The sequence below is a fragment of the Polystyrenella longa genome (assembly GCF_007750395.1).
Lineage (GTDB): Bacteria > Planctomycetota > Planctomycetia > Planctomycetales > Planctomycetaceae > Polystyrenella > Polystyrenella longa.
Map to the genome: position 1 here is coordinate 1,742,786 of NZ_CP036281.1, position 14,867 is coordinate 1,757,652.

12 protein-coding genes and 2 tRNA genes are annotated in these 14,867 nt (G+C 50.2%); 8 read left to right on the forward strand and 6 right to left on the reverse strand.

Annotated features, from left to right (window positions below):
• Positions 1-70 precede the first annotated feature (70 nt).
• From Pla110_RS06595 to Pla110_RS06615, 6 genes are all read left to right on the forward strand, one after another.
• Positions 71-1,036: a hypothetical protein gene (locus Pla110_RS06595; RefSeq protein ID WP_144994437.1), complete on the forward strand. Its 966-nt coding sequence runs from the start codon at positions 71-73 to the stop codon at positions 1,034-1,036.
• Positions 1,026-1,277: a hypothetical protein gene (locus Pla110_RS06600; protein WP_144994439.1), complete on the forward strand. Its 252-nt coding sequence runs from the start codon at positions 1,026-1,028 to the stop codon at positions 1,275-1,277. Before Pla110_RS06595 ends, Pla110_RS06600 begins: the two co-directional genes overlap by 11 nt.
• A gap of 474 nt (positions 1,278-1,751) precedes the next feature.
• Positions 1,752-2,207: a hypothetical protein gene (locus tag Pla110_RS06605; RefSeq protein WP_144994441.1), complete on the forward strand. Its 456-nt coding sequence runs from the start codon at positions 1,752-1,754 to the stop codon at positions 2,205-2,207.
• Positions 2,208-2,258: 51 nt separating this feature from the next.
• Entirely contained in the window at positions 2,259-2,420 is a 162-nt protein-coding gene (locus tag Pla110_RS22575; RefSeq protein ID WP_197440550.1) for a hypothetical protein, read from the forward strand.
• On the forward strand, positions 2,407-2,850 hold the full coding sequence (locus tag Pla110_RS06610; RefSeq protein WP_144994443.1) for a helix-turn-helix domain-containing protein: 444 nt from the start codon (positions 2,407-2,409) through the stop codon (positions 2,848-2,850). Before Pla110_RS22575 ends, Pla110_RS06610 begins: the two co-directional genes overlap by 14 nt.
• Positions 2,851-2,922: 72 nt before the next feature.
• Positions 2,923-4,155 (forward strand): tyrosine-type recombinase/integrase, encoded by a 1,233-nt coding sequence (locus tag Pla110_RS06615; RefSeq protein WP_144994445.1) that lies wholly within the window; start codon positions 2,923-2,925, stop codon positions 4,153-4,155.
• A gap of 162 nt (positions 4,156-4,317) precedes the next feature.
• On the opposite strand, the gene Pla110_RS06620 is transcribed toward Pla110_RS06615, so the two are convergent.
• The 5 genes from Pla110_RS06620 to Pla110_RS06640 form a co-directional block, all read right to left on the reverse strand.
• Positions 4,318-4,402: transfer RNA gene (locus Pla110_RS06620), tRNA-Ser, on the reverse strand.
• 166 nt (positions 4,403-4,568) lie between these two features.
• Positions 4,569-4,642 (reverse strand) — tRNA-Arg (locus Pla110_RS06625).
• Between the two features lie 257 nt (positions 4,643-4,899).
• A complete protein-coding gene (locus Pla110_RS06630) occupies positions 4,900-6,417 on the reverse strand; it encodes an alkaline phosphatase D family protein (protein WP_197440551.1) in 1,518 nt (505 codons plus the stop codon).
• Positions 6,418-6,510: 93 nt separating this feature from the next.
• Entirely contained in the window at positions 6,511-8,028 is a 1,518-nt protein-coding gene (locus tag Pla110_RS06635) for an arylsulfatase (protein WP_144994447.1), read from the reverse strand.
• 298 nt (positions 8,029-8,326) lie between these two features.
• A complete protein-coding gene (locus Pla110_RS06640; RefSeq protein ID WP_144994449.1) occupies positions 8,327-9,646 on the reverse strand; it encodes an NAD(P)/FAD-dependent oxidoreductase in 1,320 nt (439 codons plus the stop codon).
• A 910-nt stretch (positions 9,647-10,556) separates the two neighbouring features.
• Between Pla110_RS06640 and Pla110_RS06645 the strand changes: the two genes are divergently transcribed.
• The gene (locus Pla110_RS06645; protein WP_197440552.1) at positions 10,557-13,283 is read left to right on the forward strand and encodes an amidohydrolase family protein; all 2,727 of its coding nucleotides are present in this window, start codon (positions 10,557-10,559) and stop codon (positions 13,281-13,283) included.
• Positions 13,284-13,311: 28 nt separating this feature from the next.
• Here the strand turns inward: Pla110_RS06645 and Pla110_RS06650 are convergent, their stop codons facing one another.
• On the reverse strand, positions 13,312-13,656 hold the full coding sequence (locus tag Pla110_RS06650) for a hypothetical protein (protein WP_231742935.1): 345 nt from the start codon (positions 13,654-13,656) through the stop codon (positions 13,312-13,314).
• A 569-nt stretch (positions 13,657-14,225) separates the two neighbouring features.
• Between Pla110_RS06650 and Pla110_RS22580 the strand changes: the two genes are divergently transcribed.
• Complete coding sequence (locus Pla110_RS22580; RefSeq protein ID WP_197440553.1) at positions 14,226-14,594, forward strand: hypothetical protein; 369 nt, start codon at positions 14,226-14,228, stop codon at positions 14,592-14,594.
• Positions 14,595-14,867: the final 273 nt, after the last annotated feature.

The window sequence follows — 14,867 nt, forward strand, 5'->3', positions numbered from 1 at the left end:
ATGACCCATCCGGCGTTCTCTTAATCAGAGCAACGCCGGATGGGTTTTTCTTTTTACAGGAAGGAAGTACATGATCCGTGTTACCACATCCACCCCCAACCCCATTACCGATTCCACCGAACTGCGTACCCAGATGGGCGCCGTTCGGTTATCAGTTCACTGGCTGGGAACGAGCAAGGCGCTCCCGGCATCCCAGCAGGCGGAAGCGGCGGCGACGTTCGGCGCGAACCGGGACTTCTTCTCGGCGCGGAAAAAACTGATCGACACCCGGCATCCTGCCTATCGGAAAGTGACCTCGATCCGGAATCGGATCGTCTCCCTCTGGAAAGGGATGACAGTCCCTTACCCGGATCCCGGTCTTCGATTAATTCGTCGAGACCGGATTCAGATCTTTGAAATCGAATTCCAGCAACTCCTGCAGGAACTGTCGCAGGCTGTTCTCCAACTGGAGCGAGAGTTCGGCGAACTGAAGAGTATTGCGAGAGAACGGTTGGGAGACCTCTTCAACGAAGAAGACTATCCCAGTCATCTCGATCATCTGTTTCGGATCGACGCGGAATACCCCAACGTCGAACCACCGAACTACCTGCAGCGGCTTAACCCCGAATTGTATGAGGAACAAAGCCGCCGCATTGAAGCGAGATTCGAAGAAGCTCTGGAACTGGCGGAAGAATCGTTTCTTCAAGAGTTCCAGCAACTCGTAACGCGTCTCTCCGAACGGTTGTCGGGAGAGGCGGATGGGAAACCGAAAGTTTTCCGGGATTCCGCGCTGACGAACCTCACGGAGTTTCTGATGCGATTCCGTCAGCTCAACATTCGCTCGAATGCGCAGCTGGAAGAACTTATTGATGAAGCGGAGCGTGTCACGGCGGGCCTGTCGCCCGAGAGCTTACGAAGTGAACGGACCATGCGGGAAACAGTCCGTGAGCAACTGCAGCAGGTCGGGGAAGTGCTCGAAGATCAACTGGAACTTCGACCTCGTCGACAGATCGTCCGTAGTCGTTCCCGAGAGGAGGTGGTGTCCGATGCAACTTAAAGTGGAACCGGACGGCACCCTGCATGCGGTCTATCAGGAAGAAATAGATCTCTCTTCGCTCGGACCTCTGGAGATTCGACGCGGTTCCCATGTGGAACCGAATGCGAACTCCCTCTGGGAAGCGGACCTGTCTCCTGTGAGCGGCCCCGTACTGGGACCGTTTCCGCATCGGGCCGACGCCATCCAGGCGGAGCAAGCCTGGCTGGAAACATTCTGGTTGCCGGCCTTCTTACAGGTGTAAATTACTGCCCTCTTAATCGGTCGAGAGATCGTCCCTGAACAGAAACCGGCTCCGATTTCGGAGCCGGTTGTTTTTTGTCCGACGTTCCCGACTGCACCCAGTTGCAGCCCCCAACATGCTTCCGCTTTTTTTTAGTTTTCAGAGATCGAAAACCGGTCGAGATTGGCTGTGAACCTGATCAGGAGTGGGGTGAATAGGTCAGTAATCGAAATCCAGTTACCTCTTAATGTGGTGTCTAAATGACCACTTTATGTTCTGTAAGTCGTTATTAATAAGATGGTTACGTCAAATATGTTCAGTGAATTTTGCAATTGATTGCAAAATCATGAACTGTCTTCGAAAGTCTTTCAGACTCATTCACCAGCCCTCTTTGTCACACAGCGACTGCATTTCTTTTCGTTACAAACAAATCACCACCTCGATACATCGAGAGGTGAACATGTTTCTTTTTCGCCCCCAGAAAAGGAGGACCCCATGGAAAACTCATTATCTCACCAGATTGAACGTCTACTGAACCAGGTTCGAAAACTGCGTTTACAGGCGGAACAAGCCGAGGCCTACGCCGCTCCCCTTTGCCAGTTAACGGCAGAACTCAGTCATTCTGGATTACTGAAGGAAGCGACTGTTCTCGGAGACTTCTTATTAACCAGATCCTACACCGACGATCCGTTTTCAGATTCTGCCCAACTACTGCAGGCGGCCCTGATTGTTCCTGCCGGTATCGGCATCATCTACTGGGATGTCGTGGAATTCGAAAACCATCGAAGTTCCAGAACCGAAATCCTGCGGGAAGCGGTCAATCATTTTGTCCCGTTTCACGAGCTCCCGTCTGCGATGAGGGGGCTACTCCTCCCGCAGATCCGGCGTCTGTTCGACGGTCTGGGACAACATCTCCAGTTGTTTGGAGACGACTCCCTTCCGTCGAATTAGGTACCGCTCGCAATACCCATTTCCTTCAGCCTTAATCAGAGGTCAGGCATCATGAAAAAACAAGATCGATATGATCCAAATTCCGACCCACAGGAAGAATTCCAGAAAGCTCTGTCCGACTACTGTCGGTTACTGGCCCGCAAGATCGCGGAGCGCTGGCTCCGCCTGCATGCGGAAAATGAAAATCGGGAGGTGAAGAATGAAGAAGAGTGAACCCATCCATCACCCCACCCGGAGTGCATCGCTGCGCGCAACGGAAGAGACGCCGACAACGTGTGGTACGATGGGATTCAGTAAAAAACAAGCTCCGAATGAGGAAGACTCAGTCGAGGCTTTCAATAACAACCATCAGCCAATGGAAATACAAGTTGGCTGTGAATCCCCTAAATTGGAGTTATGGACGATGATCCAAAAAGGAAAAACCAAATATATGACTATAAGGGAATTTGCTGAACAAAATCCCATTTCTGAGCCGACGGTACGGCGTCTGGTCCGTGAGGACAAGATTGACCATATCCAGCCCGGAGGTCATCGCTCGAAGATTCTGATACCGGAAGACGCTTTGGATCGTGTGCTCAAACAGAAGGCTTCCAACCCGTCTCCTAAATCAATTTCCGGCAGGACTCCCCGATGGAAGCAATAGTCAAACAATACCCACCGTTAACTAAAAATAGACAATTCTTATGTGTGGTAACCCCACCTTGGAGAGGAATCCATGGCGAGAAAGAAATCTAATAGAGAAACGATTCAATGTCAGTTCTTCAAATGGAAGATCTACGAACGTGGAGGAGTCTGGCAGGCAGATGGTCGGAGTAATCGACCCTCTGTTGGACGGCATTCGCTTGATACTCGAGACTACCTCGAGGCGAAGTCGGGACTGATTTGCCTTGATCGAGTCTGTGCTGTCAAATCCGGTCTTGCTAATCCTGATATCGTGGATTTAGCAAACAATACGAGTGTCAATATTACTGAGGGATGCAAGAGTTTTCTTCAATATTGTGAACGCGATCGACTCGTGGGAGGCGCCAAACCGACTACCGTCAAACGTTATCGAGCAGTTTTGGACAAGTTCCAAAAATTTGCAGGACAAAACGGAATGGCTAAGTGGGCTCAGGTTACCCGATCTGTAGTCGAGAAATACATCAGTTGGCTGTCCGCCCAAGACTATGCTGAGAGGACTCGACGATTTGAAGCGGAGACCGTCAAACGTGTCAATAAATGGCTCATACAGGAAGCTCTTTTGCCCAACGAATACTTGATCAAGCTCCCCCTTATGAAACAGCAGGGAACAACGACCTACTGCTGGAAACCTGAAGAGATACGAGCCATGCTTCTATATGCGCGGGATGCTGAAGACTTGCAGTGGTTGTGGTATGTGTTGATGATGCTGGCTCAAACGGGAGCCAGAATCTCCGAAGCATGTTCACTTCAATGGATCGACGTGGACTTGTCAATTTCACTGTTACATATTCGGGACGAATCTGGCTCAAAACAAAAGAAGAAAGAAATACGACAAACTAAGAGTGGTAAATCGAGGATGATCCCGATTCGTCCGGAATTATCCGACATGTTCAAGCTCATGAACCACCAGCAGGATCCCTATGTCTTTCATGGACCTCGTGGAGGTCGATTGAAACCAGACACCGTCCGCAGACTTCTGATAAAGAAAGTACTCACACCCTTGAATGACCAGTTTCCAACTGCCGATGGTGAGATTGGTTTCCGAGACGGTCGTCTGCACAGCTTTCGGCATTACTTCTGTTCGCAGTGTGCGAATCAAGGAGTTTCAGAATTCATGCTGCGGGACTGGTTGGGCCATGCCGACAGTGAAATGGTCCGCCATTACTATCACCTGCACAACGCCGAATCGCATCAGCGAATGGCACAAGTCAATTTTCTGAGTTCAATTCAAATACTGAATGATCAGTCGAACCCTGAATTGAACTAATTTTTAACCCGGAGGCATCAAGCGTTAATGTGATACGGCGGTTTCGTGAAGGATGAGAAAGTTGATTTTGACACAATTTATGACACACAACCTAAATCCATAAAAAAAGCTTTCCGTAACCTGATGGTATTACTCAGGCTACGAAAAGCTAATTGTTAAAAGCGGAGAGGCAGGGATTCGAACCCTGGGTACCTTGCGGCACGCCGGTTTTCAAGACCGGTGCATTCGGCCACTCTGCCACCTCTCCTTAAAGGCCATTTCAAAACCCGGTTGTGGTTGTCTTTATCCTACAAATAGAGAATAAAGGTTTCCCATCGGAGGGTTTTGAAACTGCTTGTAATTGAATTGGGGTGAACTTCCCAGTTGAAAGTTCTCGTCAATGGAAGAGCTAAGTTTGACAAGGCTGCTTCCAGTACACCCGGCGGGATTCGAACCCACGACCTACAGTTTAGGAAACTGTCGCTCTATCCTGCTGAGCTACGGGTGCAGGTTTCATCGTTCCCGGGTAGTATTTTGACGTTGTCCGAGGAGACTGGTCTGTTGACAGGCCAGCAAGATCCTCAGTGCGTGCAAAGTCTAGCACAAAACCAAGATAGATCAACCCAAACAGCCGGTCCATAATTTGTGATAATAGGGAGTCGTTCGTAGATTCTGCTGAATGATCCGATTGTGCTCGACTTTCATCTGTTTGACTCCTCTAACGACGTCTTTCTCACCTCTATTTGAAGTGCTAAATTCAGATTATTAACGTTCGTTCACGTCTTCGTGCAGAACTTCGCCGTGCTCGTCCCGCCATTCAAAGGTTAATTTCGGACCGTTTGCTGTAGTAGCCGGTTGCGATCGGACCAGCAGATATCCGCCAGAGGGTTCTGACTGGGTATAAGGTTGCTTGATCTTCGCTTCTGGATCGGTCGATTTCGGATCCCCTGGGCTCTTTCCAATCCGGGAGTTGGCATCGACCAACGCGCCACAGGAAATCTCCTCGATCCCATTCGGGAAAATAGAATGGTACTGCCAGTGACGGTCGCCACAGACGATGTAAAAGCCCTGTTGATCGAGTTTCTCTGACTTTACCCACTGGAAAAACTCGTCTCGTTCGTGTTGGAACCCATTACTATTCGCGTGATTGTCTGTTTTATAAGCGTCGTCCGGGCCCACCATGGGGGTGGGGGAAATCAGTATCTTGAAAGAGGCGTCACTTGCCTTGAGGGTTCGCTTCAACCATGATTTTTGCTCGTCACCCCAGATCGTCTTTTCGGGACCATCCGGCATTTTATTGGGACTTCGGAACAGTCGATTTTCAACAAGCCAGATTTGCAGGTCTTTAGAAACACGGAATGTTCGATAAGTCGACGGCTTTTCGGCATTTATCTCGGCATAAGGAAGCTGCTCCAACATCATCCGCAGGCCCTGAGCGGCAGTCGGTTTCTGATCGCCACTATTGTCACAATCGTTGTCGCGGTAATCGTGGTCGTCGACTTCCCAGTAGGTCGGAACTTTGGCGAAGAGATCCCTGAAACGGGGTTGGACAAATTGCTCATGCCACTTCTGACGCATTTCCGCGAAGGTGCGTGCCCGAGGCTCCTTGGGGTGGTCGTAATAAACATTGTCCCCCGTTCCGACGAAAAAGAGAGGCTGAGCATCAAGGATCGAAGCCAGGGCTGGGAATCCAAGATCCTTATCTGCTCCGGAGTAAGCCGGTCCTTGAATCTTGGTGGCGGTCTTGCCTTCGTTTAATCGCAGGTTGGTCTTACCATGAAATTTCGCATAGTTCATCCCCGTCACAACGACAAAGGAAACCTCCTCCGCCAACTTAGCCCCGGGTAAGGTCAAGAATTCGGTTTGAGGCCCTTTCTGAAATGGCTTTTCTAACTCGGCGTATTCTGCCTGGATGATATACCCCGTTCCCGCATCAAGTTCCTTGAAACGAACACGTGTAATAAAATCATGATCCGCGTTCGCTTTAATCACTCGAGATGTTTGTAGGATCCGGTCTGGTTCGTTCTGGTTGAACAACAGAAACCGGACGAAGCCTTCTGCCCCCGGAAGATCGCCGTCAACCAATTCGTCTGTCTCTGTTAATCGCAGTTGGACAAGTGCCGAGTTTGAATCGACTTCACCCACCATAATGCCCATCCCCGCATGGAGCGTCGAGGCCTTCTCCAGGGGAGAATCTGCTCTGACCGGCAGAGAACTCATCCCCAGACTGCAAAGAAGAAAGAAAGAAGTGATTGATGTGATTTTCGCGAGACGATTAAGCATGTGCGAAGTTGGCCTTATTAAAGACGAAGCTGGTAAAGCTTGACAGAGTTTATGATTTCAAGGTCCTTGATCGAAAGGGGCATTTCTCCCGGGTCAGAGTGCGGGAGGTTTCCATTCAGGAATGCCAGTCGATTTCATTTGAGCCTTGTATAGCTCGTGGTACGGACGTGTTTTAGATAGCGGGGCATCTTCATTAACCATCAGCGGACGCGTTTCCTGCCAGAACTTCTCGTAGGCAGTTCGCATCTGTTCGACGACCTCGGGATGGTCTTCGATAACATTGATTGTCTCTCCCGGGTCTTTCTGCATGTCAAATAGTTGATCGTTATTGACGAACCGGTACTGTTGATTACGAATGGCGAAATTCTTCCATTGAAATTGGTCCGGATCGGCACCCGTTGGCCAGCGGGCTACATGCGTGAATAGATAACGGTCAGACCACTCAGTTGTCGGGTCTTCAATAAGAGGAAGCAGGCTTCGCCCTTCGACCTGGTTTTCTGGTAGGGCTGCACCTGTTAGCGCCGCCAGCGTTGGTAGCAGATCGATATGTGCCGCGATCCTATCAATATCTTGTCCCGGCTGAATCTTCCCCGGCCAGCGAACGAAAAAGGGAACCCGGACGCCTCCCTCATGCGGATTTCCTTTGAGTCCATTCATTTCCGCATTGTATGGGAACAGTTGTTTGTTCGAATCGACTTTACCTGGTTCCGCCTGTCCGAGTGGTTGACCTAATCGCCCCGATCCAGCACCAGTCATTCCATTATCGGACATGAAAATCACCATCGTGTTTTCTGCAAGATTCGATTCTTCAATCTCCTTAAGCAACCGGCCCATATTCTGATCGATGTTTTCAATCATCCCATAGAAGCCGGCCGTGGTTTCAGTAAACCCACGATCCAGGAATCGTTGTTTGTCTTCGGGAGGGGCGAGGAAAGGACCGTGCGGAGCATTCGTCGTGATATAGGCAAAGAAAGGTTGGTCCGCTGCCTGTTGTGATTTAATCCACCCCCTCGCGGCTTTAAAGAAAACGTCGGTACAGAATCCATCCGTTTTCACAAACGAACCATTGTGCCGAACGATCGGATCGAAATAGCTATTGTCTGGTGCGTCGGCGCAACTGCAGTCGTAAGCCTGACCAATCCCACCGGCTCCATGGATGAACGTCTCATTGAATCCCCGTTGATGAGGTTGATAAGGCTCCTCATCTCCCAGATGCCATTTACCGAAGATGCCCGTAGCGTAACCGGCTGATTTCAAGACCTGGGGAAGAATTGTTGCATCTAGAGTCATTCGCTCTCGTTCCAGAATCGTATGCGTAATCCCATTCTTCATCGGATGTCGTCCCGTCATCAGGGCCGACCGGGTAGGGGAGCAGGTCGGGCTGACGAGAAAGCGTGTAAATCGCGTGCTTTCATCGTAGAGCGAATCCAGATTCGGTGTTTCGATCCACGGATGGCCATGCCGTCCAACCGGCGCATAACCTTGGTCGTCGGTCATCACCAGAATGATATTCGGTTGGCTTCCCGCGAGTTCCGCTGCGGAAAGGCTGGAAGAAACCGAGTAGCTAATCAAGATTGCGAAGAGTAAAGGCAACGAACGAGCGAAAGACATGCAGGGCTCCCGGTACGGAGATGAAGTAGAGTCATACGCGTTGAAATCAATGAGATTGAGATCAGCGAGAGTCTACCCACTGTAAGCTTGTGGAGACCCACTTGTCAAAACCGGAACCGTCGGAAGAATTGATGAGATGCTTTTAACGCGTTGTATTCGGTCGTGGAGGAAGTGACTTTTCAGATCGAGCGCAGCCTAGATCCTGTCCAGGATAAGTGTGGCGGCTATCGGTCCCGAAAAGCCTTTAAAAACAGTAGGCTATGCCGCCAGAACACGCTACGGTTTTCTGAAATGCGCTCTAGATCGCTTTTCGCGATCTCTTCGAAGTCTGTTTGGGACCATTTGGACTTGGCGTTTCTGATGAGCTTTGTCGGACGTTTTTGAGGAGGACGTCGATGGAACAGTTCAACGTCTTATGGCTTTTCATAAGCGACAAGAGAAACTCATAATCAGACGTGTCTCCTACGAGAATTCCTCCGAGGATGCGGGTCCCTTGGGGATTGATAAACAGTTTACGATAGACGCCCGCTGACGGGTCTCGCCAGGTGACTGACTCAAGGTCTTGCCCACTGAAAATCTGGTCGCCGAAGCAGGCGACGTCGACCCCCATTAGATTGCGATTAACCGCTTGTTCGGTGCCTGTGAATTCTGTTCGAGTCCCCGTTAAATTCTGCGCGAGAACAGTCGCCATTTGACGTCCTGAAGAAACTAACCCACACATCACTTCAGGATGCCACGCCGCTTTTCCAATTGCGAAAATGGACGGGTCGGAAGTTTGCAATTGATTGTTCACGATAATCCCACCCTCATCGTGAATCGCCAACTGGCTGATGCGACCCAGTTCGTCGCGAGGCCGAAGGCCAGCGGCGAAGATAACCATGTCCACTTGTAGCTGGCTGTTGTCCTGAAATTGAAGTCCGCAGACTCGGTTGCCATCGCTAAGGATTTCCGTGGTGTTTGTATCGAGGTGGACTTCAACCCCCTGAGTCTCGATACAACTTCGCAGGCAGGAAGCTCCCGTTTCATCCAGCTGATGTTGCATCAACCAAGGGGCTGATTCAATGATATGCGTTTTCAATCCGAGATCGTAAACCGCTTTGGCCGCTTCCAGTCCGAACAGCCCACCTCCAATAACAGCGACAGACTTGCACTGATCACTCTCTTTAATGATTCGCTCCATGTCATTGATGGTGCGAAACAGATGGACTCCCTGTTGGTCAATTCCGGCGATGGGAGGAACGAAAGCGTAGGAGCCAGTTGCCAGCACAACAAGGTCGTAGTTGATGATCTGACCGCTGCTGGAGATCAATTGCCGCTCGTCGCGATCAATCTTCAGGACCCGGTCGGATAGATGCAGCTGGATTCCATGTTCTTCGTACCAGTCCTCTGGCGTCAGCAGAATTTGGTCCGGACATTGATGCTGGCCATATTCGGCCATTGCATGCCGATTGTAAGCGGGAAGTTTCTCTTCAGTGAAAACGATCAGTTCATGTTCGTGGTTGCGATCGAGTTCGACCATTTTCTCACAGAACTGTAGACCGACGTTTCCGTCGCCAACAACGACCACCTTTTTCCGCTGTGAAAATCTGCGACTGGCAATGTTTCTCATGTCAATCATAAAGATCACTCTAGTGCGAACCGTGGTTACTCTACCGTTGTGAACTGTACAGTCTCATTTGCAAATCAAACCTTGGATTTGGTTGTAGGCAAAAAGGAACTGGCATCGAGAGAAAACAGGGTTGGCACCGATGAACACGTTTTTTAACGCGAGACTAATATTCCCGAGTGCGCAGGAATAGAGTCGATGAGAACGGATTGTTGAATCTCCCCGAATCAGCAACAGAAGCAATAAAGCAGGCACCATAAGAATCGAGGAGATACATCAGGACGGAGTTAAACTCCGTTTTCCGTTACATTAGGTTAAAAACGGTTCCTCTTAGGCTGGAGAGATCACTGGAAACGCAATCAGCGAACTCTTATGTGTGAATTAATTTGCAAACCTCCAAGAAGCAAAGGGCGTGCCCGTATTGGTCGAGTTTTGAATGTCGAATCGGAACGGATAGCGAGGGTCGTGCCAGAGTCCTTCGAATGATGGCTCCCGGAACAGGTGGGAACGCTGAAATGATACGGTTCCGCCGTGCCCGGATGTCTTCTGAAACTCGTTCGGCTGAAAATCAAAACTCCAGAAACAATTCGGAGTAAGTGTCTGAAAATGCGGCTGGAATCTAGGGGTTTAGCCGTAAAAAAAGGCGGTTTTGCCTCGATTCGGGGCAGTATATAAATGTTGCATGAATACCGAAGGAAGCTCATGCGGCTCCGGAACTTATTTCCCTCGTCACGCTTTCAAATTGCGTAGAGTCAGAGAGGAACCCATACTGAACTGACCAGAAATAATAATTCCTCTGTAGAATCTGGCCTCGCGCGGCGGAGCATCCGTCATAAAAAACCTTCGGAGTATTTCCACGCTGATGATATTTAATAAGCTCAAAAAAACAGTCAATCTGAGAGTAATGCTGATCTGTTCGATAATGCTTCTCACGGGAATCGTTTTATTGCCCGGAGCGGAAACAGCAGAAAACGAGAAAGCAAATACCAAACAGCAGGTCGAAGCGTGGCGCGGAGCACGCATTCTGACGGCAACGGGTGAGGTCTACGATCCGGGGACGTTGGTCGTCGCCCAGGGGAAAATTCAGTCGGTGGGTTCTGAGGAGGAAATCACCATTCCCGAGGGGGCCAAAGTACACGATGTCCGCGGGAAAGTGATTATCCCCGGATTAGTAGATACCCACTCGCACCTTGGTGTTTATTCCCGACCTGGTGTCGCCGCGAACCGTGATGGAAATGAAGCGACTGGCCCCGTGCAGGGGATTGTTCGTGCATTGGATGCGCTGAATCCGTACGACCCGGGCATCAAGATGGCACTCTCGGGTGGAGTAACGACGGCCAATGTCATGCCCGGTAGCGCGAACGTGATCGGTGGCCAGACGATCTACATCAAACTTCGTGGGTACACGCCCGAACAAATGTGGATTGCTTCCGAAAAGACCGTCGGCGGGTTGAAAATGGCTAATGGAGAAAACCCAAAACGAAGTTATGGAAGTCGCGGTCAGGCCCCCTCCACCCGAATGAAAATCGCCGCCATGCAGCGAGCGACATTTTTGAAGGCCCAACATTACCAGCAGGAGTGGGAACATTACCGGAAGCAGAAAGCGGTCGGAGAAGAGGTTGATCCTCCCCAACGTGATTTAGAACTCGAACCTCTCGTCGAAGTGCTGGAGAAAAAACGGACTGTCCATTTTCACACGCACCGAGCGGATGACATTTTAACCGTCTTGCGATTGAAACGGGAATTCGATTTTGAATTAGTGATCCAGCATGGGACAGAGGCATTCAAAGTCGCCGCAGAAATTGCCGAAGCCAACGTGCCTGTCTCCATGACCGTGATTGACAGTCCCGGCGGCAAGCAGGAAGTCGTTGATTTACTCGAACAGACCGGTGCCATTTTGCAGCAAGCAGGGGTGAAGGTCATTATTAATACGGACGATCCCGTCACTGAAAGCCGATTTCTGCTGCGAACTGCCGCCGTCACGATCCGTGGCGGGTTGAGTGAAGACGAAGCGTTACGGGCTTTAACCCTTTCGGCAGCGGAAGTCATGCATCTGGACGAACGAATTGGTTCGCTTGAGACCGGAAAAGATGCCGACTTCGTCGTGCTCAGCGGGGCGCCCTTCAGCACTTATACACGTGTACTGGAGACCTGGATCGAAGGGAAGCAGTATTTTTCTCTGGCAGATGAAGACCAGCGCTGGTATCAGACGGGCGGCTTCGCTCTGTTGGATAAAGAGCTACGACCCGACTATCCAACACCACCGGAAGCGGCACCATTTCCCGAACTTGCTGCCAACAATCAGGAAGAATCCTCCGCAGAAATTCCCGCGATTACTGAGGAGACGACCGAATACATCGTTCAGGCGGAACTCTTATTTCCCGTTTCCGGTCCTCCCGTTCCTCATGGGGCTGTCTGGGTTCGAGACGGAAAAATTATGGCGGTGGGAACCCTGGAAGAACTGAATGCCCCCGACAATGTGCCGGTCGTGAAATCTAAAGTAGTGACTCCTGGTTTAATAGATGCCTATAGCATGGTTCCCCTGTCCGGGGCGTATAACATCTCTGCGGATCAGGATCACGACGAAAAGTCGGGAACACTCCAGCCGGAATTGCGAGTGCTTGATGCCTTTAATCCCCAGGAACCTCTATTGCGATTTCTGATGCAACAGGGGGTGACTTTAATCCACGCCTCTCCCGGACGCAGCAACCTGATTGCGGGACAAAGCGGAGTCTTTCGGACCTACGGCCAGAATGCGGATGAAATGGTAGTCCAGTTTCCGCAATCACTGGTGCTGAATCTGGGGGGCGAACCGAAATCGGCCTATCAGGGAAAATCGCCTGGTACTCGCATGGGCGTCGCCGCAATTCTGCGAAAAACGTTTCAGGAGGCCCAGAACAAGCTCAACAAAGAAAACAAGAAACCGGACGAAGAACAGGTCGACGCAGCCGAGGTGGATCGTTCAAAACCAGCCCTGGCCGAGCGACCTGCCGCGATTGAAAAGCCGGAATCACGCGATTTGAAACAGGAAATTCTAACCCAGGTTCTCAAACAGGATATACCAGTACTCATCGCGGCCCAACGCGCGGACGATCTTCTAACAGGGCTTCGGTTAATGCAGGAATTCGACTTGAAGGGTGTTTTTACACTCGCGGGCGAAGCGTATCTCGTGCGGGAGACATTGGCCGAATCGAAAACGCCTGTTATCGTTCATCCCACCATGCAGCGGGTCGGTGGAATGGAGACCTATCACTCCTACACCGGCAATGCCGCCGCATTGGTAGAGAAGGGCAACCTGATCGCCATTGGTACAGGATTTGAAGATTACGTCCCGAAAACCCGCATCGTTCGCCATGAAGCGGCGATGTCGATTCCATACGGTTTATCCCACGCGCAAGCACTGCAGGCGATCACGCTGGATGCGGCGCGGATACTGAAGTTGGACGATCAATACGGAAGCCTGGAACCAGGGAAAGTGGCAGACCTGGTGCTGTACGATGGCGATCCGTTTGAGCATGCAACTCACGTAGAGCAGGTCATTATTGACGGAAAACAGGTCTTTCAGCGAACGCAGGGGCCGATTGATTGGCGAGAGTTGATCAGCCTAATTCCGGCAATCCCCGAGTCCGGGTGCTGTCTCGGTTTTTAGTTTTTGACCAGAATACCTGAAACGGCTTTTAATCTTCCGAGGTCGTCGCGTACCGGGAAAAATTCGAATTGGCGAGCCGTCGCAAGATCAGAGCTTCTCTCTGCGGCGACGGTCGCCCGTTCAGAATGGCTTGAATCAGAGTTCCCAACGCAATTGTTGCGACAGAATAAACGGACGTGGGCAGTTTGAATTCGCTGAGATCGGCAAAGAACTCCCGGGAGTTGCAATACTCGCCGAATTTCTGTCCCTGATACGTCATTTCCATCCCTTGAAGATCGGGACTCCATTCATAGTCGAACGGACCGTACTCCTGCAAGCGATGAATCACCCAGATACGAGAATCTTCGATACGGAGTCCGTGACGCAAAGGCAAAGTTGTTATTCCTCGATATCGGCAAAATCGACATACACAATCAATGTGATGAACAGGAAATGGAAAACCCAGGTTCGTTAACCGGTTTTTAATCACTTTCTATTCTGGAGAAAAGAGTGATTTAGCAAAGACCTTACTCTTTTTCTTACGGGGAGATCCTCGGAAATGCCTTGCATCGACCAATAACAGGCTGATTCCGGCGGGGATCGCTTGACATTAAAAAACAACTTTTTTATTCAGACTTTTTCTGTGCGAAGGAGGATCGGCCTTGCTAAGAACCGTTGAATCCTTGAACGTATTGTTGAGACAATATTCGCTGCTAAAGCAACTCTCGGGATAGCTCGAGTACTCGATTGGGGAACGCCATACGGCTCGAAGATTGCTTCTGGCTTTCCGATGTCGAAAAACAAGTCAGAAATTTTTCAGAAATTTTGGACTTGCAGTTGACTTGTCCGTCAAGAGTTGCAATTTATGACTTTGGAAAACACGATAAAGTTCTGTCGAAGATGTTTGCAGTGTCGATGGAAAAATTTACTTCTCTGGTGAACGACTGAAAGAGGCAAATACGGATGGTTGTTGCATGGTCCGGTGAGAAGCAGGAGCTTGGAAACTCCTCAATCCTCCAATGGGATTTGACAGAAAGCCTTCGCGGCTACGAAGACCGCGATCTTCTGATGCAGGACGAAGACGAAGAAGAGTTGGAAGACGATTTCGACGACGAAGAAGACGACTTCGACGATGTTGAAGTCGAAGACGATGACTTCGAGGACGACGACTTCGACGACGAAGATGAGGATGAAGACGACGACTTCGATGACTTCGAAGACGAAGATGATGAAGACGACGATGACGACGATGATGAAGACGACGACTACGACGACGACTATGATGACGACGACTTCGGCGGCTTCGAAAGCGACGATGACGAAGAATACTAAATCCCATCTCGTAACACGGTTGGGACTGCTCTGAAATCTTTAAGCTAAGAGGCGACATGTCTGTTAAAGGGTTTCGGGCGCGATATGATCTTCGTTTGACGTTCGGGTTTCTTGTCGCTTTTGGCTGTCGACGTAAATTGTCAGAATGGTTCGAAAGTGATCGCTCTAAACTGAACGCTCTGAATTGAGCGATATAAATCAACGACAAACGCTTTGTTGATATCCATTCGACAGAGCGTTTTTTTATTCTGATCACGAAAAGAGATTACACTC